This is a genomic window from Pseudonocardia sp. NPDC049154 (assembly GCF_040648315.1).
Lineage (GTDB): Bacteria > Actinomycetota > Actinomycetes > Mycobacteriales > Pseudonocardiaceae > Pseudonocardia.
In genome coordinates, this window is record NZ_JBEZDN010000004.1 from 141,689 (window position 1) to 168,543 (window position 26,855).

Consider the following 26,855-nt stretch of genomic DNA (forward strand, 5'->3'; position numbering starts at 1 on the left):
GTGATCATCCCCGACCCCGCCAAGAACAGCGCGTTGCGGCGGGTCTACGGCAGCCACCCCAGTGGGGTGACCGCCGTCTGCGCACTGCGCGACGGCGCCCCGGTCGGCATCGTCGCCAGCTCGTTCATGGGCGTGTCGATGGACCCGCCCCTGGTGTCGGTATGTGTGCAGCACACGTCGACGACGTGGCCGCTGCTGGCCGACCGGCCACGAATCGGCCTGTCTGTGTAGCCGACCAGTGATCTGCGCTTGTGCCGGTGATTCTGATGTCGCAGGTGAGTATCCGGCCGCGTCGCGGGGGACGGGTGCCGCAGAGCGTCGGTACCGTGCCAGCCATGCAGACGACCCGGCTGCGGATCACCATGCGAGACGTCGAACCAGAGGTCGTCCGGATGATCGACGTGCCTGCCGTTGTCACGTTGGCGGAGTTGCACGATCTGCTGCAGGTGGCGCTCGGGTGGACCGACAGCCATCTGCACATGTTCGAGGCCGACGGGATCCGGTACGGCGTGCCGGATCCGGACTGGGACGACGACCTCCGGCCGCGTGACGAGGCGACGGTGCTGCTTCGACAGATGCCGGGGCGGTTCGCGTACCTCTACGACTTCGGCGACAGCTGGGAGCATGTGGTCGAGGTCGTCGGCGCGGGTGGTGAAGGCCCGGGCTGTGTGGAGGGCGAGGGTGGCTGCCCGCCGGAGGACTGCGGCGGCGTGCCGGGGTACGAGCACCTGCTCGAGGTGCTCGCCGACCCGAGTCACGAGGAGTATGAGCACCTGCGGGAGTGGGCAGGTGAGCTTCCGGTCTTCGACCGGGAGGTGACGAGCCTGCTGATCCGGCAGACGGTGGGTGAGGTGCCGGAGAGCGTGCGGATCGTCCTCGATCTGCTCGCGGGCGGGGTGAAGCTGACCCCGGGTGGGCGGCTGCCGCGTGCGGTCGTGCGGGCGGTGCAAGAGCAGCGGCCGGACTGGTACCCGCTGGACCGGCCGGCGTCGATCGAGGAGGACCTGCCTCCACTGGCAGTGCTGCACGACATCCTTCGCAAGGTCGGGCTGGTCCGGCTCGCCCGCGGGGTGCTGAGCCCCACCCGGGCGGCGGGCGACGATGTCGAGGTCGTCCGGCGGTTGCGCCGCTGGTTCGAGCCGGGCGGGTACGAGGAGATGCTGGCGACGACGGCGGTGGCGGTCCTCGCTGCGTCCGGCCCGCTCGCACGTGAGGACCTGGTCCGTCGGGTCGTGCCGCTGATGGGCTTCGGGTGGGGCGTCGGCGGGCGGGCGGCTACGGACCAGGATCACGAGTCGTCGTTGGGCTGGATGTCCGCGGAGTTGCGCGCGCTCGACCTCCTCAGCGGGGGTTGGCGTGCGTGGGAGGCGGGACCCTCGGCGCGCACATTGCTGCCGCGCGCGACGGCGCTGGTCTCACTGTTCGCCGACGAGAAGCCGTGGTGACCTGGGAGGCCCGTCGGGGCTGGCTGCAGCAGCTGCGCGGCGCCGTCTACCGCGGCGACGGCGTCGCGGTCGTCGGCCTCCTCGCCGCGGGCGAGCCGCTCCCGGTCTGGCAGCTCATCGGGGATGGGGTGGCGACGGCCCTTGCCCACCGGGTCGAGGGAGCGGCCGGGCTCGCCGCCGATTGTGCCTCCGCTCTGCGCGGCCGGGGCTGGATCGGTGACGCGGAGCTGGCCGAGCAGTTGGACGGGCTCGCGGGCACCGGTCCGATGCCGCTGCTGCGGCCGCTCGCCGTGGACCTGGATGTCCTGACCGAGATCCTCGAGGGCGATCCGCTGACGACCGGGGGCGCGCTCGACCTGCGGACCGGTGAGGTGTGGCCACGGTCGGCGATCGAGTACGCCCAGGAGGACGGCGCGGACGTGGAGGCACCGGACTTCGAGGACGCGGACCGCTTCCGCTGGGCGGACGGTGACTCCCGCGACGGCTACCGCGACATGGTCGACTTCATCGACACCGTTGCCGACGCGCGGCTCGGCGAGCGCCTTCACGACGCCATCCATGGTCGCGGCGCCTTCCGCCGGTTCGCAGACACCCTCCGTCGGAGCTCCGAGGAAGAGATGGGCCGCTGGTTCGAGTGGAGCGGTGAGCGCAAGCGCGGCCGGGCACGTGCCTGGCTCACGGACGTCGGGTTCAGGGTGGCGAGCCGCTGATGCGCCTCGACATCACCGACGTCGAGCGGCTGGCCGATCCGGTCACCTTCGGGCGTGGTCGCGAGTACGCGGAGGGAGGGGCGGTCGGGCGGGTCAGGCATGTCGCCGACGGGGTGCGGGCCACGGTGATCGGCTCGGAGCCCTACGTCGTCGAGTTGGACGCCGGACCGGACGGCCTCGACTTCCGTTGTTCCTGCCCCGTCGGGGTGTCGGGGTCCTTCTGCAAGCACTGCGTGGCGCTCGCGCTCGTGGCGGCTGGATCGCCGGACACCGCTCCTGATCCGAGGGCCTACCTGGAGACGCTGAGCCATGTCGAACTGATCGACATGATCCTGGACGCCGCGGGCCGCGACGAGGTGCTGCACACCCGGCTCGCCGCGGCTGCGGCGGACCCCGACGCACCGGAGTCCCTGCGGCGTGTCCTGTTCGATGCGATCGTCCCGCGCGGGTACGTGCGCTACGACGAGGCGTACGGCTATCTGCAGACCGTCGATGCCGTCGTCGACCGGGTGGAGGTCCTGCTGGACGCCGGCCGTCCGGACCTGGTCCTTGAGCTCACCGAGTACGCCGGGGACTGTGCCGAGCGGGCCGTGGAGTACGTCGACGACTCGGACGGCCTGCTCGGTGGGATCTGTGACCGTCTCGCCGATCTCCATCTGGCGGCCTGCGAGGCGATCCGTCCCGATTCTCGCGAGCTCGCCCGGCGGCTCCATGCCCGCGAGTCGGCGGGCGGCGACCTCGCTCTGTTCGACGACGCGGTGTCCCGCTATGCCGATCTCCTCGGCGAGGCCGGGCTCGCCTTCTACCGCGACCTCGTCGAACGGGACTGGGCCGAGCTCCCCGAGCGGGGCGCCGCCTACGACCCGGCACGCCTGCGAGTGCTGAGCACACTGGAGGCACTTGCCGCCCTCACCGGTGACGTCGACGCTGAGGTGGAGGCGATGGCCCGGGACCTCTCGTCCACCTACCGGTTCCTCCGGATCGCGGAGCGGCTCCTGCGCGAGGACCGCCACGACGACGCGTTGCGGTGGGCGGAACGCGGCCTGGAGCTCCACGGCCTCACCGACGCGCGGCTGGTCGACCTCGCGGCAGAGGAGTACCAGCGGGCTGGACGCGGGGCGGCAGCGGCCGACCTGCTCCGGAGGGTGCTCGATCGCGCGCCGACCCTGGGCAACTACCAGCGTCTCGCCGAGCACGCCCGACGGGCTGGGACGTGGGCGGGTCGGCGTGACGAGGCGTTCGCTCGCCTCCGCGCCGAGGTCGACCGTCGCGAACCACCCCGGTACCGGTGGCAGCCGCCTGCTGACGCCTCGCTGCTCGTCGAGGTGCTGCTCTGGGAGAGCGACCCCGACGCCGCCTGGGCGGAGGCGCAGCGAGGCGGCTGCTCGGGCCCTACGGTGATGCTGCTGGCCCGAGCCTGCCAGGAGCTGCGGCCGCTCGAGGTGATCCCGCTCTACCAGCGCGAGATCGAGGCCGCGATCGGACGCAAGAACAACTCCGCCTACGCCGAGGCGATCGAGCTGCTCGGCGAGGTCGAGCCCCTGTTCGAGGCGGACGGGTTCGCCGACCACCTCGCCGAGCTGCGCCGGACCCACCGGGCCAAACGCAATCTCATGGCCCTCCTCGCCGCGCGGGGCTGGTGACGTCAAGGGGGCGACGGCCGCCTCTCCAGGCATTATGAGCACCACGCCCGGGACCACGGACTCGCGCCAATCTGTGCGTCCCGGAGCTCACCTGCGGCTGGTGAAGCCCGAGGTGGCCAGTCGTCGAGGTGGTCGTTCGGCGGGCAAGCTCGCTGGCCTGGTGCCGGACGAGGTGATCGAGGCGTGGTCACAGGCGCTCGATGACGACTGGGCCGAGCGTCGTTCCGCACTCGGGCCCGTCGCCAGGTGAGAGTCGTCGCGGACTCACATTCGCTGCTCTACTACCTGTTCACTCCGGATCGGCTCTCGGAGCCGACGTTCAACGCCCTGGGTAACGCCGAGAACAGCGACGGGCTCGTCGTCTCGGCCGCGACGCTTTGTGATCTCTGGTACTCGTCGCACAAGATCGGCAAGCGGGCGTTGACACCGGGTGCTGTCGAGTCGCTGCACGCGACCGTACTCGATCCGGAGAACGAAGGCTTCGAGGTCACCGCGGTCGACGCCGCAATGATGGCTCAGCTGATGCGCTTCCCGCTGTCGGTGGCGGCCTCGACCGTGCACCGGGTCCAGCACCGCTTCGGGCTGCCGCGGTGGGCCGATCTCGACCGCGCCACCGGGCAGCTGATCCGCCGCCCGGCCGTGCGCCACTACGAACACCCCGACCCCGGCGACCTGGTCCACGTCGACGGCAAGAAGCTGGGCAACGTCCCCGACGGGGCGGGCACCGCGTCCCGGGCCGCGCCGCAGGCAAGCGCAACCGTGACCTGCGGGGTCGGCCACGCCTACCTGCACAGCGCGCTCGACGACCACTCCCGGCTGGCCTACAGCGAGATCCACACCGACGAGCGCCGCGAGACCGCGGTGGCGATCTGGGCCCGCGCCCAGGCGATCTTCGCCGCCGCCGGCGTGCCGGTCGCGCGGGTGCTGACCGACAACGGGGCGACGACCGAGGACGACCCCACGACCTGTGACGGGCAGCGTTCCGTGGACGGGCCGAGTTGCCCTAGGCATCCCTTCGGCGGTCTCCTAGCGTCTGACACCCGGCCTCCTCGCTGGTGTCGCGGCCGGTGAGGGGGACGCGGTGCGCGCAGGGTGGCTCGGGCAGTCGTCGTCTGCCCCCGTCGTGGTGGGCCTCGTCGCGGTGCTTGCGCTGGTCGGGGCCTGCACGGTGAACGGATCCGGGCCGGTGCCGCCGCCCTCCGTCCCGCCGTCGGTCTCCGCAACCACCGTCTTTGCGCTCCCGCCCGGATCGGTGCCCGGCGCCGACTGGCGGATCACCCACCCCGGGCCGGAGCACGCCGTCGAGGGCTTCGTGGACCGTACGTCCGTCCACCCTGGCGAACCCGTGCACCTGTTCGTCTCGACGACGGCCGCGCACTACACGATCACCGCCTTCCGGATGGGCGACTATCCGCCCACCGGCGCGGCCCGGGTCTGGGTCTCACCGCCAGAGCCCGGACGGCGGCAGGCCGACCCGGTGGTGCAGGCCCCGCGGAACACGGTGGTGGCGCCCTGGAGCCCCTCCCTGACCGTCGACACGGCGGGCTGGCCGCCGGGCGACTACCTCCTCCGGCTCGACGCCGACAACGGCGCCCAGCAGTTCGTCCCGCTGACGCTCGCCACCTCGGACAACACGGGCCGGCTCGTCGTGGTCAACGCCGTGACCACGTGGCAGGGCTACAACCGGTGGGGCGGGTACAGCTTGTACGCCGCGCGTAGCGGCCGGTTCGCCGACCGTTCCCGCGCCGTCTCCTTCGACCGGCCCTACCAGGCGAAGGACATGCAGGGTGCCGGCGACTTCCTGATCTTCGAGCTGCCGTTCGTGGAGTTCGCCGAGCGGTCCGGGCTGCCGATCGGCTATGCCACCGACGTCGACCTCCATGCGGATCCACACCTGCTCGACGGGGCCCGGGCCATGATCACGCTCGGCCATGACGAGTACTGGTCCACGGCGATGCGCGCGTCGGCGACCGCCGCCCGCGACCGGGGCGTGAACCTCGCCTTCCTCGGCGGCAACGAGATCTACCGGCACATCCGGTTCGAGGACAGCGCCCTCGGACCGGACCGGGTCGAGGTGGACTACAAGTCCTTCCAGGAGGACCCGGCGAGCGGCAGCGATCCGCTCGAGGCGACGCCGCAGTGGCGCGACCCGCCCCATGCCCGGCCGGAGAGCGTGCTGCTCGGCAACTTCTACCAGTGCAATCCGGCGCAGGCCGATCTCGTCGTCGCCGACGCCGGGAGCTGGTTGCTCTCGGGCCTGGTGCGCGACGGGCAGCGGCTGCCCGGCCTCGTCGGCAACGAGTACGAGCGCGTCGACCTGCGGGTGCCTACGCCGCGGCCGATCGAGGTGTTGTTCCATTCCCCGGTGACCTGCCGCGGCCGGGCGGACTTCGCCGACGCGACCTGGTACTCCGTGCCGAGCGGCGCCGGGGTGTTCTCCGCCGGGACCCAGTACTGGATCTGCGGACTCGACCCGGGGTGCCGCGGCGGGCAGAGCGCCGCGGTGGTCGGCGCGATCACCGCACGACTGCTCACGGCGTTCGCCGCGGGCCCGGCGGGCGCGGCGCACCCGGCTCAGGACAACCTGGGTGCCCTCGGCATCGAACACTCGTGACCGCCTGGCACCGAAGCGGTGTCGTCGCAGCTCGAGGGCTCGAAGTGGGCCTTCCAGCCCGTGACGGCGAGTTCCCATGACGCGCTGATCCCACGCTGGAGCTGATCCGAGGCGGCCTCGACGGTCTCAATCTTTCCGGGGCCACCTGCTCCGGGGACACCCTCTCGGACGATCGGCTGGTCCGCGTCCGCCGGGGCTACTGTGCAGCGGCACGGATCACCGTGGGCGAGGAGTGTCGGCGTGCGGGCCAGGCGGGTGCGGGTGCTGGCAGGAGCCTTGCCGGTCGAACGTCGCCACTGGCTGTCGGAGGCGGTGGCCGGGGCCACGCTGGCCGCGCTTGCCGTCCCGGAGGTCCTGGGCTACGCGCGGATCGCGGGCATGCCGGTCGTCACGGGCCTGTACACGATGCTGCTGCCGGCGGTCGTGTTCGTGCTGTTCGGCGCGTCCCGGCACCTGGTCGTGGGTGCCGACTCGGCCACCGCTGCCATCCTCGCGGCCGCCCTGACCGGCCTGGCCGCGACCGGCAGCCCGCACTACACCGCGCTGGCCGGCACCGCCACCCTCGTCCTGGCCGTGCTGCTGGCGCTCGCACGGCTGGTCAGGCTCGGGTTCCTGGCGAACTTCCTCTCCCGCACGGTGCTGGTCGGATTCCTCACCGGCGTCGGCGTGCAGGTCGCGCTGGGCCAGCTGCCCGACCTGCTCGGGCTGGCACCGGGGTCCGGGAGCCTTCCCGCGAGGCTCGCACATCTCGTCGGCGAGCTCGGCGGCGTCTCGCTGCCGACGCTCGCGGTCGGGCTGGGCGCGATCGCGATCGTGGTCGCCGGTCGGCGGCTGGACCCGCGCATCCCGGCTGCGCTGGTGGTCGTCGTGGCCGCCATCGCCGCCGACGCCCTCTTCGACCTCGGCGCATCCGGGGTAGCCGTGCTCGGTCCTGTCCCGGCGGGGTTGCCCGGTCTCGCGCTGCCCGCGCTCTCCCCGTCCGACCTCGCCGCGACGCTGCCCGCCGCGGCGTCGATGCTCGTGGTGGTCCTGGCCCAGTCCGCAGCGACCGCGCGGGCCTATGCGGCCCGGTTCGACGAGACCGCCGATACCGACACCGACCTCGTCGGTCTGGCAGGCGCCAACCTCGCCGCGACGGTGACGGGGGCGTTCGTCGTCAACGGCAGCCCGACGAAGACACAGATGGTTGTGGGTGCGGGCGGGCGCAGCCAGCTCGCCCAGCTTGCCTCCGTCGTCGTGGTGGTCGTCGTGTGCCTGGTCGCGACCGGCCCGCTCGCCCACCTGCCGCTGGCGGCGCTGGCCGCCGTCGTGTTCCTCATCGGCGTGGAGCTCGTCGACGTCGCGGGTCTGCGGCGCATCCTGGCCGTGCGGCGCGCCGAGTTCGGCGTCGCGCTGCTCACCGCCGTAGCCGTGATCGTGCTCGGCGTCGAGGACGGCATCCTGATCGCTGTCGTCGTCTCGATCGTGGACCACCTGCGTCACAGCTACAGTCCCCACAACGCCGTCCTCGTCAAGTCGCCCGCCGGGCACTGGCGCTCTGAGCCGATCACCCTGGGCGCCCGCACCAGCGGCGGGCTGGTCGTGTACCGGTTCGGCAGCGGGATGTACTTCGCGAACGCCGCGCGCGTGGTCGCCGACATCGAGACATTGTTGGCGGCGGGTCCGGATCTTCACTGGTTCTGTCTGGACGCAGCTGCCATCGGGGACGTCGACTTCACCGCCTCGACGGTCCTGGCGGGAGTGTTCGCCCGGTTGCGCGCCCGCGGCGTGCATGTGGTCGCTTCGAACCTCGCCGTCGGCGTCCGCACCGAGCTGGAACGATACGGCCTCAGCCCGGACGCCTGGTACGACACCTCGGGCGAGGCACTCGCCGACTATGCCAAGGAGCACGGCCATGGCTGAACGCGGAGCGGTCGGGTGGCTGGACGCCCCGGACGGCCACGACCATCCGGCGGACCGAACCGTGCCGCGGACGCCTCGGACGAGTTCGGATGCGGCCGGGCAGACCGGGCTACCCGCCGCGACCTGCTGATTCAGCCCTGGCGGGGGCTACGAGCACATAAGCTCCTGGCCGCCGGACACGTACGGGCGGACCTGCGGGAGACGAGGTGTCGCGTGCCGCGACGGAACTGCTCGGCGTACCGAACCAGTTGACCGAGCAGTACCAGCCCGTGGCTTTCGGCCGGAACTTCCTGATCCTCGAGCGTGCCTCCGCCTGAGCTCGATGGAAGTTCACCCGCGCCTTGCCGCGGGACTCCTACGGTCACCGCTGTGCAGCGGAGTTCTCACGGTGTGCCGAACCGCCACGCGCCGGCGGGCGGTCTAGGGTCCGGCGGCGTGCGTCAGAGCCAGGGTGTCGGCACAAGCCGGCGGGCGGTGCTGCGGGCCGTCGTGGTCCTGCCACTCGCCGCCGCGTGCTCGACGCCGCATACCCCGACCACGACCACGACCTCGCCTCCCGCCGGCTCGGCAACCTCGGCTGGTTCCGCCGCGCCGACCACCCCGGCGCGCCCACCGATCGGCGAGGTCGACCGAGCCACGAGCGGACGGCCCGAGGTCGCGCTGACCTTCCACGGAGCGGGGGATCTCGACCTCGCGCGGCGGGTGCTGGTCACCCTGCATGACCGGGGCGCCGCGGTGACGGTGCTGGCGGTGGGTACCTGGCTGCAGCAGTTCCCGGACGCCGCACGGGTGGTCACCGACCTGGGGCACGAGCTGGGCAACCACACGTGGTCGCATCGCGACATCGACGCGATGGATGAGAACGACGCCCGGGTCGAGATCGAGCGCTGCCGTGACCGGATCGCCGCGTCGACCGGCGGCCCGGGCGCGTTCTTCCGGCCTTCGCAGGCCCAGCACGCCACGCCCGCAGTGCGGGCCCTCGCCGCGGCGGCGGGCTATCCGACGGTGCTGTCCTACGACGTCGACTCCCGAGACTTCACCGACCCGGGGGCCGCTGCGATCCGCCGAAACGTCGCGGCCGCGACCGCCGGCAGCGTCGTCAGCATGCACCTGGGGCATCCGGGCACTCTGGCGGCTCTGCCGGGACTTCTCGACGACCTCGCCGCCGGGGGACTCACCCCGGTCACGGCGACACGACTGTTCGGCTGAGGTGGGGGTGGTTCGGGTGAACGTTCGTCGGCGCATCGCGACGGCGGCGGTGCTGGCGGCGACGGTCGTGCTCGGGGGGTGCAGCGGGGGCGGTGGGACGGCGACGTCGCCCCCGGCCGGGTCGGCGGCGCCGGCGCAGGTGGCGGCGACGGACGGTCTGCCGGGGATGCCGCCGGTGCCCGACGCGCACGACGTCTACGCCGATGCGGGCGCGAACATGCTGTCCGACGCGGCGAAGGCGGCGAAGCCCCTGGTGTACGTGCCGCACACCAAGTCCGGCGAGGTCCGGGTGATCGACCCGGCCACGTTCGCCGTCGTCGGTACCTACCCGCTGGGCGGGGAGCTCCAGCACGTGGTGCCCTCGTGGGACATGCGCACGCTCTACGCCACCGACGACACCACGAACAAGATCGTGCCGTTCGACCCCGTCACCGGGGAGCCTGGCGCGACGATCCCCGTGCAGGACCCGTACAACATGTACTTCACCCCCGACGGCTCGTCGGCGATCTCGGTGGCCGAGGCACAGAAGCGGCTGGTGTTCTACGACCCGCACACCTGGGCGCAGCAGGGCGACCTGCCGACCCCGGACTGTGCCGGCATCGACCACGCCGACTTCACCCCGGACGGCCGGACAGCCGTGTTCACCTGCGAGTTCGATGGGCGGGTGGCGGTCGTGGACATCGAGCACCGCGCGGTCCTGCGGATGATCGACATGCCCCGGCGCAACCGGCACATGGGTCCGCAGGACATCAAGCTCGCTCCGGACGGGTCCGTCTTCTACATCGCCGACTCCGACCAGAACGGCGTCTGGGTGCTCGACGGCGCCGCCACCCACGTGGTGCGTGAGATCCCGACCGGGCACGGCGCCCACGGGCTCTACCTCTCGCGGGACGCCAGCCGGCTGTTCGTGACCAACCGGCACGAAGGCTCGGTCAGCGTGCTCGACGCCTACACCGGTGCGTCGATCACGAAGTGGACGGTCCCGGGCGGGGGCAGCCCGGACATGGGCAACGTGTCCGCGGACGGCTCGCAGCTGTGGTTGTCCGGCCGCTACGACCGCGCGGTCTACGTCCTCTCGACGGTCGACGGCAGCCTGATCCGGAAGATCGACGTCGGCAACGGCCCGCACGGGCTGTGCGTGTGGCCCCAACCCGGGAGGTATTCGCTCGGCCACACCGGGATCACCCGGTAGCGCCCGATGGATCTGTCGCGGCTGCTGGATGCGCCCCTGATCGCCGGGGTGCTGCCGACGACCGTCACCGTGCTCGGCGCGATGGGCGGGGTGCTGCTACTGGTCGGCCGCACGAGGCGCTGGTGGCTGCGCGCCGTGCCGGTCGCCGTGGTGGCGGGCGCGGTCGCGGTGGGTGTCGTCCTGCTCGTCATGGCCGTTTTCCGGCCCTTTCCCGATCCGTTGCCGCCACGCGTCCTGGCCTGGATCGCCGTGGTCGTGGCCGCGTTCGTGCTGGCGGGGCACAAGCTCCGGCGGGGCTGGTGGCGCGCCGGCCTCGTCGTGGTCTCGGCCCTCCTCGTGCTGGCGACGGGCGCGGTCAAGGTGAACGCGGTGTACGGCTATCGGCCCACCGTGGGGGCCGCGCTCGGCCTGCCGTTCAGTAACCAGGTCGACCTGGCGGACGTCCCGGCCGCGCCGCTGCTGACCACGCCACAGGATCGTCCGCTGGCGGCGACCTGGACAGCCCCGCCGGACATGCCGCGCCGGGGCACGATCAGCGAGGTGACGGTGCCGGGCACGGTGTCGGGCTTCACCGCCCGGCCGGCGTGGGTCTACCTGCCGCCCGCGTACCTCACCTCTCCCCGACCCCGACTGCCCGTGCTGGTGCTGATCCCCGGGCAGCCCGGCGGCCCCGAGGACTGGCTGCTGGCCGGTCGGCTGGCCGCGGTCATGGACTCGTTCGCCGCCGCGCACCAGGGGCTCGCCCCCGTGGTGGTCGTGCCCGACGCCACCGGCTCCGACCTCGCCAACACGATGTGTCTGGACTCCCGGCTCGGGGCGGCGGAGACCTACCTCGCCCGCGACGTCCCGAACTGGGCGGCGTCCGCGTTGAAGGTCGACACCGGTCGGATGGCGATCGGCGGGTTCTCCTTCGGCGGGACCTGTGCCCTGCAGCTCGCCCTGCGTCACCCGGACACCTTCCCCACCTTCCTCGACGTCTCCGGCCAGGCCGAACCCACCCTCGGCGACCGGCCCTCGACGGTCGAGGCGGCCTTCGGCGGCGACGACGCCGCCTTCGACGAGGTCGCCCCGCTGTCCGAGCTGCGCCACCGGACGTACCCGGAACTGCACGGGACTCTCGTCGTCGGGCAGAAGGACGACACCTACCGGCCGCAGGCCGAGCAGGTCACCGCCGCGGCCCGTGCCGCGGGGGCCACGATCGCGCTCGTCGAGCTCCCCGCCGGGCACAGCTGGAGCCTGGCGTCCGAGGCTCTCTGCGCGGCGCTGCCGTGGCTCGCCGGCCGACTCGGCATCCTCGAACCCCAACCTCCGCCGTCGTGAGTCGTTCGGCAGCGTCGGTCAGCGGGCGAAGAGGGCGCGCGCCAGGGCGGCTGCCTGGGCGGGGCGGAGATCGGGCAGGTAGGCGCGGCCGACCGCGTTGCCGATCGCCGGTAGCGCGGCCGCGTCGGGGTAGGCGAGGTAGAGCGGCCGGTACTCAGGCTGGAACTTCGCCTTGAACGCCAGTAGCGAGCGGAACCCGTAGACGGGCTCGAGCCGCTGGCCGATCGTATCGAGAAGCCTCTGCAGGCCGGCGATGGGTTCGCCCCGGTCGAGGCGGGCGAGCGGCGCACCGGAGAGCGACAGGTACTCCGCGCCCTCTGCCTTCAGGCTGGTCGCGGCGGAGGCGATCAGGAACTCCATGACGCCGCGGAAGGACCGATCGTCCGAGCGGCGGCGCATGAAGTCGAGAGTCCACGCGACGATCCGGCCGTCACGGCGCACCGGCAGCCAGCTCGTCACGCCGTGCACCGAGCGTTCCGCATCGACGGCCACCAGCAGCCGCACCTCGGGGTCGGCGAGCTCGTCGAGGCCGCCGAGGGTGAACCCCATCTCCGGCAGATCCTTGTCGGCCACCCACTCCTCGCTGATCGCCCGGATCTGGTCGGTGATCGCGACAGGGGCGGCAGGGAAGGTCGTCCACTCCGCGACGATGCCGGCCTTCGCAGCCCGGTTCAGTGCGGTCCGCACGTCCTGCCACTTACGGCCCGTGAAGGTCAGGTCCGGTAGGGGCAGCAGGGTCTCCTCGGCCACCTGCACCGTGCTCCAGCCCAGGTCCCGGGCGGCGGCGTCGACGTCGGCGTCGACGCTGTAGAAGCTTGGCGTCCAACCCTGCTCACGACAGTGGGCGGCGAACCCGGCGACGGCGTCGGGAACCGCCGCCGGACGTCCGACGGGACCGCCGGTGGTCACCGCCACCCCGCCGATCACCCGGTACGCCACCGCCGCGGTCCCGTCGGGGGTGAACCAGTAGGCGTGGCCCGGCCAGGTCGCCATGTACTGCAACGAGCCGCCGGCCCCCTGCCCGACGAGCGCGCGCACCCGCGCGAGATCCGCCTCGGCGCAGTCCGGGCGGCTGCGCAGGAACGTCCGCAGCGCCGCGACCGCCAGCACCAGCCACACCGCGGGCCCGATCCACTCGAAGAGCGCCGTGGACGCCCAGTCCACGGGCAGGAACCGCGGCGCGACCCCGACGAGGTAGCCCGGTGGGACGAGCCGCAACGGAAGGTCGAGCACCAGGTCGCCGACACCGGGGGAGGGCTCGAAGTCGTCGCCCAGCAGCAGGCCCAGGCCCACGTGAGCGGCGGTCGCGAGGACGAGCCCTCCCGCCGTGGCCTGCAGGAGTGTCCGGTATGTGCCGTGCGGGGCCCGGACGTCGAACCGGGCGCGGGTCACCAGCAACAGCACGACCACCAGCAGGGGCTGGGCCAACGGCAGGACGATCCCGATCCAGGCCCGCGGGTGCACTCCGGCCCCGAGGACGATCTGCTGCTGGGCGTGGTTCGTCATCAGCACCACGGCGAGCGCCGCGAGCCCGAGGTTCAGCCCGACCGCCAGGCCCCACGCGGCACGACGCCCTCGACGCAGGCCCTCGGCAGCAATGAGCAGCAGCACCACCGGCATGGTCGACAGCAGCGCCGGGCCGAGCCCGGAGAAACGCAGCCGTGCCCGGAGCTCCATGCACTCCCGGACATCACGCGGATCGAGCGCGCCCGCGCAGATCTGCTTGACCGTGGCGGCGTCGGGTGCGGGAGCGGCGAAGACGAACCGCAGCACCGACAGTGGCCCGACCCGGGACTGGGCCCAGGCCGCGAGGAGCGGACCGACGGCCGACGCCGCGACGACGAACGCGACAAGGACCCGGCGCTCGGACCGCGACGGCCGAGGGACGACCGGGACCTCGTGGCGGCGTAGCCGACCGAACAGCAGCGCACCCAGCGCGAGCCCCAGCAGGCCTGCGCTCAGCCGCAGCAGGTCCCCGATCAATCCCGAGTAGAGGGCCAACATCAGCAGGGCGATGACCAGCACCAGCCGCAGCCGTCGTCGCCACAGGGCGGCCAGACAGGCACTCGCCACGAGAGTGACTCCGACGACCGCCGTGCCCGGGCCCACGGCGACGGAGACCCCCAGCTGATCAGCCCAGCGTCCGTCGGCGTACCTGTCGAGCAGCCAGACCCAGGTCAGGCCCAGGGCCGAGCCGGCGACCTGCACCAGAACCGTCAGACCCGCCGCACGCAGGCTCCCGAGGCGGCGCTCGGCCACCGGCAGCAGAACCACGATCATCAGGGTCGACAGGACGTACGACGCCAACCCACGACACCACAGCGCCGACGTCGCCAGGCCCCACCAGGCGCCGGCGCGCAACGGGCCGAGCCCGGCCCCGATCAACTCGGCCAATGCGGGCGACGGGCCGCGCACGAGGCTGCCGGTGGCCGCACCGAGGCCCCAGATCACGAACACGAGCAGCACCGTCAGCGGAGCCCGCCGAACGACGCGCACCGCACGATCCCGGCGCCGGGGTGGCGAGGGAATCGCGATGTCGGAGGCGTGCGGGTCCACCACCGCCGCCTGCTCCACCGACCCCGTCCTTCCATGGCGCACGTGCGCCCTCCGTCCGACCTTAGGCAACTGCGATGTACACGACAGCCAGGGAGGGGTGAGCGCACGGGAAGCCCGGCTCCGGGCCCGTCGAACAGCCGTTGCCTGCGCCACGGGGCCGCCGGGTCGACGGCCCGCCCCGGGGGCGTGCCGGTCGAGGACCGCTCGGCTCAGCGGGCGACGCGCCTGCGCACCGCCCCGACGCTGCCGGTGAGCACGATCAGGCCGATCGCGACGAAGGCCCGGCCCTCGCGCGGTCGGACGCGGTGGCAGAGCTCGAAGCCGGCTGGCAGAATTTCGTGCTCGCCGGCTGCCCAGCTAGCCAGGAGGCGGCATGATCTACCTGCTGCTGTTCCTCGTCCTTCTCGGATGCGCGCCACTGCTCGGTTTTTTCACGGCCGTCGCCGCTGTCGTCCTGGTTGCCCTGCGCGCCCTCGTCGTGGCTGTGGTCGTCCTGGTGCAGATAGCGATCGTGGGCATCAGCGCCCTGATCGCCGCCGGCTCGCTGGTCGGTCAGCGGATCAAACATCGGCATGCTTCCTGGCAATGACGCGGCCAGCGTCGCGGCCGGTGCACAGCGCCGTTCTGATGCATGAACGTCCGCGCCTACGTCGACTCGGAGTCGGATGGCCATCGTGGCCGCCTCTGCGCCGGGCGGACCCTTATTCCGCGGATACCGCTTCGGCGAGGCCGTCAATGTTGAGGGATCAGCGCCGCGACGCCGGTCATGGAGGGGCCGTGTTGCTCATCGGCGGGCACGACGGATCGGGCGTCGGCCAGCTCCTCGGCGGGATTGCCACCCCAGCGCGATCCGGCGGGGACCTGTTCGCCTTTCATGACGAACGAGTCGGGCTCGATCTCGACGGCATCCTCGATCGTCACGCCGTAGTGGACGAGGGCACTGACGCCGAGGGTGACGCCGGCGCCCAGCGTGGTGCGGTCGGACTTGAAGGCGCCGTCCTCCTGGGAGTGGCACTGGATGATGCTGCCGGTGTTGAGACAGCAGTCGTCGCCGATCGTGGTGAGGGTTCGCTCGGTCATGGCCACGCCGTCGTCGAAGACCCGGCGGCCGATGCGGACGCCGAGCATCCGCGAGACGAGGTTCTTCCACGGAGTGCCGGCCAGCTGCCGCTCGATCGGCGGGACCACGAGTTTCCAGAAGCGTTCGTGCCGCCAGAACCCGATGTCGTAGATCGAGCAGGCCTTCGGGCGGAGCCCTCGGAACCCGATCACCAGCCGCTCCCAGAGTACGAACCACAGGATCGTGAACAGCACGCTGGCGACGACCTCGGCGGCGAACGCAAGCGTGCCGAAGTCGGTGTAGTGGTCCACGGCCAGCATGGCGAGCAGCAGCAGCCCGTAGACGTGGGCCCAGCGGACCACGAGGGCGAAGGCCAGGGTGAGCAGGTTGTGCCGGTTCTTGCGGTGCAGCCGGCGCCGGCGTTCTCGCTCGTCGACCTCGAGGACCTTGTCGCGCTGCACGGTGCGCGGGATCTCGAAGGCAGGCGAGCCGAGCAGGCCGACGCCCTGCCGGACCGGGCCGTCGATCGGGATCGCCACCTTCGTGGCGAGCAGGCAGTCGTCGCCGGTGCGGCCGCCGATCGGGTAGGGGATGTGGTTGCCGAGGAAGTTGTGGGCGCCGATACGTACGCGCGCGGTGCGGAACGAGGTCGTGGAGAAGTCGGCGTTGTTCACCGACAGCCCGTCGGCGACGACCGTGCCGGTGCCCACCGAGACCAGATAGGGCGTCTCCTGGGCGACGGCCGACCCGAAGTTCGACCCGGTCTGCTCGATCTTCCCGAGGTCGTAGCCGAGCAGATAGAGATAGCTGACGATGAACGAACTGTCGCCCAGCAGCGTCACGTAGGTCTTCAGGTTCGTCAGCCGGGTCACCGTCCGGAGCGCGGAGTACCGGAAGCCGTAGAGCGGGTAGACCCGGTCGGGCCGCACGAACGGGGCGACCAGCCGCGGCACGGTCAGCACGATCACCAGGCCGACGGCGAGCCCCCCGAAGAAGGTCACGGTCGCGCCGACGAGCGCGTCGACGTAGAAGGCCGTGGTGGTGTAGCCGAGGGCCCCGGCGTCGAGCAGCACCCGCAGCCGCGGCACCCCGGTCAGCAGCAGGAACAGTCCGCCGAAGCCGAGCGGCAGGTAGATCGCGAACAGCTTGACCAGCTGGCTGGTGACGTAGGTGAGCTTCCGTAGTGCGCTGACCCGGGCCGGGGGGACCGCGCGGAAGTCGGTGTCGGTCGGTTCTGCGGGTGAGCCGTGCCAGCTCTGCCCTGCCGGCACCATCTGGCCGCGGTGCAGGGCGGAGGCGTGGCCCAGTTGGGCGCCGTCGCCCATGGTCGTGCCGATGTCGAGGACGGTCTTCTCTCCGACCACGACGTCGCGGCCGAGCGTGACGGGTCCCTGCTGGAGTGTCCCGGCGTGGACGCGGTAGCCCTGTAGGTAGGCGTCCTTGCGCACGACAGTGCCCGCGCCGATGGTGATCAGGTCGGTGCAGATCGGGATGTGGCGGGTGAGGATGACGACGTTGCGGCCCACTGTCGCGCCGAGGGCGCGCAGGTAGCCGGTGTACAGCGGCGAGCCGACGATCAGGAAGATCAGCGGGTTGGCTCGCACCAGAGTCTTGACCACCCAGAATCGGAAGTACTGCAGGCCCCAGACCGGGAACTCGCGCTCCTTCCAGCGCCCGAGGAGCACCCATTTCGCCGCCATCGGGAGCAGGGCCATGGCCAGGAACACGCCTGAGCCGGCCTCGAGGGAGCGCAGGTAGACGTCGACGAAGCCCACGGCCGAGGAGATCCACACGAAGATCCGGTCGAGGACGTAGCCGGAGGCCGTGGCGTAGAGCAGGAAGGTCACCAACTGCAGGAGACCGGTCATCAGGTAGCCCACGGTGCTGTGGCGTACGGGCGTCGTCGATCTCGAGGTGGACGTCGAGGTTGCTGGCTCGCTCGGCGCGGCGCCGGCCGGAACGGTCGCGGCGGCCATCCCTGCGATGGTCGGGTTGGCGTAGACGTCGCGGATGGCGATTGCCGGCAGGTCTCTGCGCTTGCGCAGCTGCGCGCAGAAGCGGGTCATGGTCATGGAGTCCGCGCCCAGGTCGTCGAACACGTTCGCGTTGGGTGCGACGTTGTCGACGCCGAGCACCTCGGCGAGAATCTGCGCCAGCTCACCGACGTCCCAGCTCGGAGCCGTCCCGGGCGTGCACGGCGTTCGCACCGGGGTCGACGGGGCGAAGACGGTCGCCAGCGCGGCGAGCGTCGGGTGGGCGTACACGTCCTTGATCGAGATCGAGGGCAGGTCCTGCCGTTTGCGCAGCCGCGCGCAGAAGCGGGTCATGACCATGGAGTCCGCGCCCAGGACGTCGAACACATGGGCGTCGGTCGGGATGTGCTCGACGTCCAGCACCTCGGCCAGCACCCCGGCGAGTGCGGCGGCCAGGCCCGCAGGTGACGGTGCACCGGTTGGAGCCGCTTCTTGTCCGACGGGCCTCGGAACCGCGACGGCCGGGGCCGGCGGGACCTGCTCCGGAGCCGAGTCCGCGGGACTTACCGCGGAGGTGGGTTGTGCTGAGGAGGGTGGGCGTGGGAAGGGCGTGGGCCTGCGTGGGAACGGGGCGGGCGTGCGAGGGACGGGGGAAGGTCGTGGGGCTGGAGCGTGCGATGGCCGAGGCGCTGAGGACGGCGGTGATGGCGCCGGGGGTGATGACGTCGGCGGGGAGGGCGGGATCGGCGGTGGCGCCAGGAGCTGGTCTGGCGTCGGCGCCGCGGGTGCCGCACCGGTCGGGGGCAGCGGGGCCGGCTGAGTGATCTGATCGGGAGTGAGTGTTCCGGTCTCGGCTGCGGTAGGGGGTTGACCCGGCGGCGGTTCGAGCGGCGTAGGGGTTGCCAGGTCGGTCGGCTCAGTGACCTCTGCGGCGTCTGCCGTCGCCTGCGGTCCGTGCAACTGCTCCTGCAGCCGCGCGTTCTCGGCGAGCAGCCGGTTCATCTCCTGCGCGGGGGACGGTGCCAGAGCCGCCCGATCGACTCGTCCGTCAGCGGTCAGGGGCAGCGCCTCGACCCGGTGCAGCCGAACCGGGGGGCTGCTAGCGGGTAGCTGGTCGCGCAGCCGCGACCAGATCGCCTGCTCGGCGGTAGCGGGCAGCTCGACAGAGCACGTGTAGTAGCCGATGGTTTCAGGGGAACCGGCGCCCGAGCGACATGCTGTGACCGCCGCCGACGCCACGCCGGGCGCCGCCAGCATCACGGATTCGATCGCCGTGGGATTGATCGGCGCATCGGCGGAGCCGGCCTGCCAGTCGAGGGGCCCGTGGTACTCGATCTCACCGGTGGAACCGACGCGGCCGAGATCGCCGGTGCGGAAGATGCGCTGACCCGAGTTCCCGGGTATGCCCAGGAAGTCCTCGACGAAGGCTGCTCCGGAGCGATCGAGATATCCACAGGCCAGCCCGAGACCGGCCACCCCGATCTCTCCCGTTTTCCCGCGCGGCAGGGCACGGGGGAGATCCGGGTCGAGCACGACGATCGCGTACGTCGGCAAGGGCAGCCCGATCGTGACCGGGGCGTCGGGCCGGGCCTCGGACCAGGCTGCGGGCACCGTGGTTCCGGCCGGCACATAGACGGAGAGGACGCGGCGGCCGCGCCGCTGCCAACGGGCGACCAGACTCGGTGGGCACGGCTCCCCGGACACGACCAGCAGCTGCAGCCCCGGTAGGTCAGCCTCGAGCGTGGACAGCAGGGTCGGAGTGGTGCACAACGCGGTGACGCGCCGCTCCGCAAGCTGGGCGTGCAGGGCGGCACCGCGTAATGGGGGTCCGTCCGGGGCGGGAACGAGGGTGGCGCCGGCCGCCCAGGCCATCAAGACCTCCACGAGCCCACTACCGCAGAACAGGGGCCGGCCCTGGTAGAGGCGGTGTCCGCGGATGCCGAACGTCTCCGAGGCGATCCGCACCGCGTTACAGACGGCGCGGTGATCGACGAGCACGGGTTCGGACCAGCCGGAGGCGTCTGCGATGTGCACGATGTACGCGACACGGTCCGCGGGATCCCCGCGTTCGACGGGTTGCAAGCGCTGCGGGCTCATCTCGCGGATGAGTGCCGACGCCTCGTCGATCGCGATCAGTTCGGCTGTTTCCCCGACCAGCACCCGCGCCGGAGCCACCCGTCCGGGCAGATGCGAGCGGCTCAGCACGAACCGTGCCGACGTATCCGCGAGGACGAACGCGAGCCGATCGGCCGGCGCGTCCGGGTCCAGCGGCACGCACGTGGCGCCGATCTTCGACACGGCGAGCAGAGCGACGTAGGCGTCGACGCGGTCGTCGAACAGCAGTGCGACCCGATCGCCGGCGCCGGCGCCGTGCAGCCGCAGGTAGCGGGCGAGCCGGTTGGTGCTGGCGTCGAGCTCGTCGAAGGTCAGGGAGACGCCATGCCCGTCGACGGCGAGCTGTCCGGCGCGGCCGTACTCCCGGATCCAGTCGCACCGCTCCTCGAACATGAAGTCGAGCCGCTCGTGCCGGCGAACCCGCCAGCCCTGCGCCTCGTGCGGGTCGACAACCACCAACTCGGCCAAAGCACCGGGTGCCCAGGGCGCCGAGGCCGAGGCATCGCGCTCGGAGTCGCGCCCGTGGTTCTCGGGATGGGCCGTCATCGCTCACTCCACCTCGCCGCACGCGACCGGTGACACGGCCGGCGCATACCGCTGATCAAGGGACACAAGTGCGACAGAAGTGCTCAGCAAGGATCCCCCCGGCTGTATGGCAAATCGGCCGTACTCAGACTGTTCCCGACAGATGAGCTGCGCAACGGGTCGGATACCTCGACTCGGAAGTAACCTCGCGCAAGCGCGGTTGCCGGCAGCGTTCAGGCGGTCATTTCGGACGAACGTCAGCGAAAGGCAAAGCAATCACTAAACCCGTCCGTAGTGGGCAACTCGGGCTGGGGGGCGTCGCGAGCGCAACCGCGGGGTCTGCCTCTTGTGACCGCCCGGGGGCGTCTGCGGTTTGCCGGGAGAGCGAGGCCGGCGGTTCCACTGCAGCTCAGCCTCACCCCCGCCGGGCGACGGAGCCTCGCATTAGCTGCTTCATCGGTCGCAGGCATGGTGCCTTAGCCCAGTGATGGAGGACAGGCTTCCTCACAGAGGAACGGGACAAAAACCGGCGCCACGCTCCTGAAGGGCCGTGCGGCTTAGAACAGCGCGACGGCCAGGACGTGTCTCTTGACTGGGTTTCGATGCCCGTTCTCGTGACGTGTCCCTCTTCGGACGGAGCGCTTGGCGAGTTCGCCCCGGCTTGGTCGCCCGCGGCCGCGTTCAGAGGTCGGACGGCCGACTGTGAGCAATGCATCGCTAATTGTTGTACGCTGCATCTGCTTCCTGGTAACTGGCTCGGAGTTCGTCCGAATAGGTGGAACGGAAAAGCGAGCGCTAACACGTGCGGCGGCCGCACGACGGTCAGGCATGGTCGCCAACCGGATTGGTCAGCGCCTCCTGGTGCGTGTTGCGCGGGGCCGGACATGGTCAACGTCGTAGGGCTGGTGTGCGGGGCCAGCGCAGTGCTGCTGATCGCCACGGTGCTGATCGCCAATCGAGGGTCGAGGACGTCGGAGATGTCGGCCGCGACCGTTGCGTTCCTGCGGGTGCTCGCCACGATCGTGCTCGTCACGCTCATTTCGTGGCTCATCATGTTCAAGTCCAAGTTCTGACAAGATCCTCTTCCTCGGAACGACCACAGTCCCGGTTCCTCACTCCGTGCGCTCTCATGACTGCGTGGGAGAGCTCCCGAGGCTCCGGGTCTTCGCTGCCTCTGTCATGGCAGAGGTAGCGTCCTCGCTGGGCGGGTGCGGGAGTTGGTAGCTCCCGCTTGAACACGCCCTCATGAGTGACGGCGGCGTCGTGCGCTGCTCGGTGTGCTCGGGGCGCGGGCCTCGAACTCCTAACGCCGGTCCATCTCGCGGCGCACAACGGGTGATCGTGTCGCGGTCGCCCCGGCCGACGCCTTTCCAGAACTGCGGGCGGCGGACATCGCGGTGGGGGGCTTCGCCGGGCCCAGTATCTTCGGCGCCGGGGGGCGGCGCGAGGTCGGCGTCACACACTGCGGCAGTCGGTATTCGTGCCGGACCACGACGGGACGAGCAGCTTGAACCGAGTCCCGCAGGAGCAGGCGTAGTCGTATACGGGCAGGGGATGTAGGCCTTGCATGAGGGATCCGGCTCGGCCGTGATGCCCGGGGGCGTACTGCCCGGGTCGGACCGCTGGAGGTGTAGGAGTTCTGCGGCCAACCCTCAGCTCCTTCACCTGGTCGGCGGGGTGCCCGAAGACGACGTTGGCGTTGATCCGCTGTCCGATCTCGCGGACCGTCTCGATGGCGCGGAACCAGTCCACGGTGTCGTCGACGATGCGGGCCGCATCGGCGGAGGGCCGTAAGGACCTCGTGAGGTACAGCGAGTCCGAGGCGAAGATCGTGGTAGGTGGTCGAGTCGACCTGCGGGCTCATCTTCACCCAGGTGTGACAACTAGTCCCAGCCCGGCGCTGCCCGATCTGCTGAGGCACCTCCATCCCCGTCCAGCCCCGCCACACCTACTGCTCCGACCCGCTGCCGCAAGGCCGCACATCACGGCGCCAGGCCGGGCCACGATCATCGCTCCGCCTTGGGCGGTCGATCTGCAGGCGACGTCCGCAGCAGCGCGACGTAGGGTTTCCTCGCCCTTGGGGGTCGGGTGGAGTCCCCCCGTTGGTCGGGGTGGCACCCTGGTTGACCTCGCCGACCAACCTCACCCTGGTCGCGCTTCGCCCCGGCACCTGACCGCGGCGAAGACCAAGGAGGGGTCATGATCACCACCGTCATCCAGAGATCCACTCGGGTCTTGATCGGCGTGCTTGCCGCCGGCACGCTCGTCGGGCTCGCCGCACCTGCCGCTGCCGAGGTCTCTGTCACGCCCACCGCGGCGGCAACGCAGTTGCCCGCCGACAGCCACGCCGACAGGCGCAAGGAGCGACTCCACAATCGTCTCGCGCTGAAGCTGGTGAACGAGGAGCGCGCGAAGGCTGGGTGCGCGCCGTTGCAGAAGGTCGACAAGCTGCAAACCGCCGCCAGTCGGCACAGTGCAGAGCAGGCCAACCGTGACCGGATGGGCCATGACGGGAACAACGGCAGCACGATCGACGATCGCCTGAAGGGGCTGGGTTACTCGAGCTGGTGGGAGAACGTCGCGCAAGCCCCCGATGCGCAGGCAGTGGTCAACGCCTGGATGAACAGCCCTACCCACAGGTCCGCCATCCTCAACTGCGCGTACAAGGAGACGGGCTTGGACAGCGAGAAGAGCGACGCGTCCGGCAAGTGGTACTGGACGGAGACCTTCGGCGGTTGATCGCGGCGCGGGCAGGGGCTCGGGCGGCGTGGCCGCACGAACAGCCGCCCGCCGGTCGTCCTCAGAGTCGGGCCGCCCCGGGCCGCTGTCATCCAGAAGGCCAGGAAGGCGCGCGGCGGCGCCCGCGGTGCGTGGGTGCACGCCAAACCAGCGGCGCAGGCCTTCCGGCGCGCAGGTTGAGCTGCTTCCGGGTGGCGTAGCTGACGTGGTGCTGCTCGCGGACACTTGGTCCGGGCCGGGTGTGCCCTACTGCACCGCGGAGGCCGGCCTTCGGATTCTCCGGGGGCCGCGCCTCACTCCTCGGGTGCTTTTTCTATCGTGCGGCTTCATCAGTGGTTGGATCCTTTGGTTGGAGGCTTTGGACACTGATGGCCTGCACCCAGAGCACCCTTCACCCGCAGTCACCAAATGGAGATAGGTCATGACAGCCACGGGTGCGCTCGGCACGGAAGGACGGGCAGGAAGGTCCTACTTCCACGAGGAGCAGAACTTCCCGTTATGGATCAAAGCGATCCCACTGCTCACCGCCACGGTTCTTGGCGCTGCCATGGGCCGGGTTTGGCTCATGGGTCCGCCGCCGCTCAGTCGCGTCGGTTTGGTCATCAGCGCCCCCCTCGCTCTGCTCTTCGTGGTCCACGTTCCTCTAGTAGTTCTGCACTTTCAGACGAAACTCGTTGTCGCCGTCGACTCGGGCGGTCTTCGCATCAGGGTGTATCCGCTCCGGTGGAACATGCTGCCTTCCCGTATGACACAGAAGGACGTCGCCCTGAGCAACATCGTCCACTGGAAAGTAAGCTCCTACAATTCACTCACCGATACTGAATTCTGGGGGTGGCATTTCTGGGGTCTAAGCGCGGCCAAGAACGGACGGTTCCTGTACATCATGCGGCCCAGCGGCCCGGTAACGGCACGCGGGGTAGAGTTGCAGGTCGCCAGCGGCGAGAAGCTGATCATCGGCTCGAAGAGGCCCGCGGAATTGGTTGACTTCATCACCCGGCTAAAGGGTGCCGACAGCTGATTTGGCTCACCTCGCCTCGTCTTATGCTCTTCGTCGCGGACGACCTGCCAGGCGGCGAAGTCCGCGACGGCATTGGCCCAGCAGGACATCACCGCGACCCGCAGCACCGACTCCGACCGCCACAGCAGCGTCGGAGCGACGGCCGCGAACCCTGTGAGCACGGTGTACACGCGCTGCCAGGGCTGCGGTCCTCGAGCAGCTCGCGCATCCCGCCCGCCCCGGGTCACGCTGCAGACTGGCCGGTGGAGCCGGAGAGGCGGGCATCGAGGAGCTGACGACCTGCTCGGCAGTGCCGGCCTCGACGACCGCGTACACGACCTGCTCGGGCCAGGGCGTCGCCGTCGATCTCGAGGCTCGCGGTGGCGAGGCGGAGCACCTCGGTGCGCAGCATGAGCACCTGACTTAGAGCGAGTCGCCCTCGTCGCCCGGGCGGCTGGTCGGTGTCAAGCGCTCTGGGACGGCAATAGCGCTGCCGCGAGACTTCAGGGAAAGAAGTCGGCAGCCGGCTCATCGCGTGTTGTGTCTTGCCGCCGTCGCTGGCCGTGGCAACACTGGCGCTGTGATCCGAGGCGGGAATGCCACGATCTACGTGAGTGACATGCGGCGAGCCGTGGACTTCTACCACGACGCGCTTGAGCTTGAGCTGGTCTTCCGCGCCGGTGACCACTGGGCGGAGATCGACGCCGGCGGAGGGCTCCGCCTCGGCCTGCATCCCGCAACCGACCATGGCCCCGCCCCCGGAACCCCTGGTGCAATCACCCTCGGTCTCGCCGTCGACCAGCCGATCGCTGAGGTCGTGGCCAAGCTGGAGGCGCGCGGCGTCAGGTTTCGCGGTCCGGTCGTCGTCGACGAGGAGGGCAATTTGGCGCTCGCGTTCTTCACCGACCCCGATGGCAATCCGCTCTACCTGGCCGAAACCGACTACAGGACCTGACCGCACGGCAGCTCGGGCACTGTCTCGGCCTGAGACCCGATCGGCCGCACCACCCCGGATGGGACCGACTCGCTGCCGCTCGCTGCACCATCGGGGAGGGGCAGGCAGTGACGAGGCTCGGCCATGGCGGCACACTGCTTGACCGCCAAGGCCTCGAAGCGGGAGGGTTCCGGACCCCTCGGACCCCGTACCCCGAGATTGACACGTCCCGACATCGAGGAAGTACGGACCTTCGGCCCTGTCCGGCCCCAGCCGGACATAACGCACTGCAACAGTCGATGCTGCACGCTCCTGGCTTCGAGGCGGCGCCACTCCGATCGCAGTGCCCTGTGCGGGGACCAGCATTCGCCGATGCGCCCCTGTGCATCCCCGTCTCAATCAGGCCCCGGGGCGCCGGGCCGCTCGAGATGGCAGGCCGTCGCGGCGTTCGATGGCATAGACGGCGGCCTCGGTTCTGCGGGAGAAACCAAGCTTCTGCAGCACCGAGGAGACGTAGTTCTTGACCGTCTTCTCCGCCAGGTACAGTTCCGCACCAATCTGTCGATTGCTCAGGCCGTCAGCGATGAGCTCGAGGATGCGACGTTCCTGTGACGACAGGGCGGCGTAGCCAGGGTCGTCTGTTTCCTCTTCCTTTCCGTTGCGAAGGCGGTTCAGCACCATGGCAGTGGCGTTCGGATCGAGCAACGAGGCGCCAGCAGCAACAGTGCGTACGGCCGCGACTATGTCGGCGCCCGCGACCTGCTTCAGCAAGTAGCCCGAGGCGCCGGCGAGAATCGCACCGAACAAGGCCTCGTCGTCGGAGTGCGAGGTGAACATCAGGCAAGCCGGCGGTCGCTCCATCGCGGCCCGCACCTCCCGGCACACCGACACACCGTCGCCGTCAGGCAGTCGTACGTCGAGGATGGCGACGTCCGGCCGGACCGCCGGAATGCGGACTAGCGCCTCAGCGGCGGTGGCGGCCTCGCCGACAACCTCGAGATCGCCCTCGGCGTTGAGCAGCTGGGCGAGACCGAGCCGGACGATCTCGTGATCGTCCAGGACGAACACAGTGATGGTCACGAGACCTCCCCGACGTCTTCCATATTTTGCTTCTTCTGTAGATTCTCGCGCCATGCTCACGTCGTGAACACGTGCACGTGCCCACCGTGCATAGTTTCGTCGCTCCCCAACCCCGACGAGCCAATTCATCGCCTCGACGGTTCTTGCTGAGAAGTGCCCGCATCGCCGTCGCAACGCCGACCGTCACCGCCGCGAACAGCCCCCGTAATCGCTCAAGCAGAAGAAACGCGATGCGGAGGTGGCCAGCAGCCCCGGCTCGCCTCGCCCAACATGCCCGCCACCACCGGGAGCTGCTGGCCAAGCATGGGGGCTTCGACCTCGAAATGCTCGTCGAGGTGAGCGGCGTCGCCTTCGCGAAGAGGGTGCGCGCTGCCAGCACCCGCCCATCACGCCGCAGAACCGGAGCCGACGCTGCGGCTCGACGGCGACCACCCGCCACGGCACCGACCACCTCGGCGAGGACCTCACTCTCGTGCGGGTTCCCGCACGTCGGGTGGTGCCGGTGGCGGCGAGGTCAGTCCGCCTCGGGACCGGGCCGAGGGCGTCGCCGTCGACGGCGAGGTCGCGGGTCCAGGCGCTGGGGCAGCCCCTTGCCGGGCCCCGGGCAGCGTGCTGGTGGGCCCGGACGCGGGTGTGGGTGGAGTCGACGCTGATGGTCCACGCGACCGCTCCGACGGAGCCGCCTTTGACCGCGGCGTCGTCGAGGATGCGGTCCCAGGTGCCGTACGCGGTCCAGCGGCGCAGGCGCTCGTGCCCCGTCTTCCACGCGCCGTACCGCTCGGGCAGGTCCCGCCACGGCGCTCCGGTGCGCCGCGGCCACGGGATCGCGTTGATCACTACC

At 70.8% G+C, this 26,855-nt stretch carries 18 protein-coding genes and 2 pseudogenes; 16 read left to right on the top strand and 4 right to left on the bottom strand.

Translation table 11 applies throughout. The features are described 5' to 3' along the window. The 11 genes and pseudogenes from AB0B41_RS04330 to AB0B41_RS04380 form a co-directional block, all read left to right on the top strand. Positions 1 to 228, top strand: a pseudogene (locus AB0B41_RS04330) (flavin reductase family protein); the annotation flags it as partial. Positions 229 to 335: 107 nt separating this feature from the next. Further along, a complete protein-coding gene (locus AB0B41_RS04335) occupies positions 336 to 1,445 on the top strand; it encodes a plasmid pRiA4b ORF-3 family protein (protein ID WP_358198806.1) in 1,110 nt (369 codons plus the stop codon). Further along, entirely contained in the window at positions 1,439 to 2,155 is a 717-nt protein-coding gene (locus tag AB0B41_RS04340) for a UPF0158 family protein (protein WP_358198808.1), read from the top strand. Before AB0B41_RS04335 ends, AB0B41_RS04340 begins: the two co-directional genes overlap by 7 nt. Beyond that, entirely contained in the window at positions 2,155 to 3,798 is a 1,644-nt protein-coding gene (locus AB0B41_RS04345) for an SWIM zinc finger family protein (RefSeq protein ID WP_358198810.1), read from the top strand. Before AB0B41_RS04340 ends, AB0B41_RS04345 begins: the two co-directional genes overlap by 1 nt. A 100-nt stretch (positions 3,799 to 3,898) precedes the next feature. Continuing rightward, positions 3,899 to 4,048 carry a hypothetical protein gene (locus AB0B41_RS04350; protein ID WP_358198812.1) on the top strand — a complete coding sequence of 50 codons (150 nt, stop codon included), beginning with the start codon at positions 3,899 to 3,901 and terminating at the stop codon, positions 4,046 to 4,048. A 284-nt stretch (positions 4,049 to 4,332) separates the two neighbouring features. Next, positions 4,333 to 4,740, top strand: a pseudogene (locus tag AB0B41_RS04355) (IS481 family transposase); the annotation flags it as partial. Between the two features lie 139 nt (positions 4,741 to 4,879). Next, entirely contained in the window at positions 4,880 to 6,412 is a 1,533-nt protein-coding gene (locus tag AB0B41_RS04360) for a N,N-dimethylformamidase beta subunit family domain-containing protein (RefSeq protein WP_358198814.1), read from the top strand. A 240-nt stretch (positions 6,413 to 6,652) separates the two neighbouring features. Continuing rightward, a complete protein-coding gene (locus tag AB0B41_RS04365; RefSeq protein WP_358198816.1) occupies positions 6,653 to 8,314 on the top strand; it encodes a SulP family inorganic anion transporter in 1,662 nt (553 codons plus the stop codon). A 435-nt stretch (positions 8,315 to 8,749) separates the two neighbouring features. After that, a complete protein-coding gene (locus tag AB0B41_RS04370) occupies positions 8,750 to 9,523 on the top strand; it encodes a polysaccharide deacetylase family protein (RefSeq protein WP_358198818.1) in 774 nt (257 codons plus the stop codon). Positions 9,524 to 9,539: 16 nt separating this feature from the next. Continuing rightward, positions 9,540 to 10,715, top strand: a complete 1,176-nt coding sequence (locus tag AB0B41_RS04375; protein WP_358198820.1) for a YncE family protein — start codon at positions 9,540 to 9,542, stop codon at positions 10,713 to 10,715. A gap of 6 nt (positions 10,716 to 10,721) precedes the next feature. Then, on the top strand, positions 10,722 to 12,035 hold the full coding sequence (locus tag AB0B41_RS04380; RefSeq protein WP_358198822.1) for an alpha/beta hydrolase-fold protein: 1,314 nt from the start codon (positions 10,722 to 10,724) through the stop codon (positions 12,033 to 12,035). 18 nt (positions 12,036 to 12,053) lie between these two features. On the opposite strand, the gene AB0B41_RS04385 is transcribed toward AB0B41_RS04380, so the two are convergent. Continuing rightward, positions 12,054 to 14,531 (bottom strand): DUF2156 domain-containing protein, encoded by a 2,478-nt coding sequence (locus AB0B41_RS04385; protein WP_358198824.1) that lies wholly within the window; start codon positions 14,529 to 14,531, stop codon positions 12,054 to 12,056. 433 nt (positions 14,532 to 14,964) lie between these two features. Between AB0B41_RS04385 and AB0B41_RS04390 the strand changes: the two genes are divergently transcribed. Further along, positions 14,965 to 15,180, top strand: coding sequence for a hypothetical protein (locus AB0B41_RS04390; RefSeq protein WP_358198826.1), 216 nt, complete (start codon positions 14,965 to 14,967; stop codon positions 15,178 to 15,180). Between the two features lie 143 nt (positions 15,181 to 15,323). Here the strand turns inward: AB0B41_RS04390 and AB0B41_RS04395 are convergent, their stop codons facing one another. Next, positions 15,324 to 20,285, bottom strand: a complete 4,962-nt coding sequence (locus AB0B41_RS04395) for a Pls/PosA family non-ribosomal peptide synthetase (protein ID WP_358198828.1) — start codon at positions 20,283 to 20,285, stop codon at positions 15,324 to 15,326. Positions 20,286 to 21,148: 863 nt separating this feature from the next. Here AB0B41_RS04395 and AB0B41_RS04400 point away from each other — a divergent pair. The 4 genes from AB0B41_RS04400 to AB0B41_RS04415 all read left to right on the top strand — a co-directional run bounded on the left by AB0B41_RS04400 (position 21,149) and on the right by AB0B41_RS04415 (position 24,955). After that, positions 21,149 to 21,337, top strand: coding sequence for a hypothetical protein (locus AB0B41_RS04400; RefSeq protein WP_358198830.1), 189 nt, complete (start codon positions 21,149 to 21,151; stop codon positions 21,335 to 21,337). A gap of 1,126 nt (positions 21,338 to 22,463) precedes the next feature. Continuing rightward, a complete protein-coding gene (locus AB0B41_RS04405) occupies positions 22,464 to 23,003 on the top strand; it encodes a CAP domain-containing protein (protein ID WP_358198832.1) in 540 nt (179 codons plus the stop codon). Positions 23,004 to 23,424: 421 nt separating this feature from the next. Next, positions 23,425 to 24,021, top strand: coding sequence for a hypothetical protein (locus AB0B41_RS04410; protein ID WP_358198834.1), 597 nt, complete (start codon positions 23,425 to 23,427; stop codon positions 24,019 to 24,021). A gap of 589 nt (positions 24,022 to 24,610) precedes the next feature. Beyond that, complete coding sequence (locus AB0B41_RS04415; protein ID WP_358198836.1) at positions 24,611 to 24,955, top strand: VOC family protein; 345 nt, start codon at positions 24,611 to 24,613, stop codon at positions 24,953 to 24,955. Positions 24,956 to 25,333: 378 nt separating this feature from the next. On the opposite strand, the gene AB0B41_RS04420 is transcribed toward AB0B41_RS04415, so the two are convergent. Both AB0B41_RS04420 and AB0B41_RS04425 read right to left on the bottom strand, forming a co-directional pair. Further along, positions 25,334 to 26,014, bottom strand: a complete 681-nt coding sequence (locus AB0B41_RS04420; RefSeq protein WP_358198838.1) for a response regulator transcription factor — start codon at positions 26,012 to 26,014, stop codon at positions 25,334 to 25,336. Positions 26,015 to 26,197: 183 nt separating this feature from the next. After that, positions 26,198 to 26,851: a transposase gene (locus AB0B41_RS04425; RefSeq protein WP_358198840.1), complete on the bottom strand. Its 654-nt coding sequence runs from the start codon at positions 26,849 to 26,851 to the stop codon at positions 26,198 to 26,200. Positions 26,852 to 26,855: the final 4 nt, after the last annotated feature.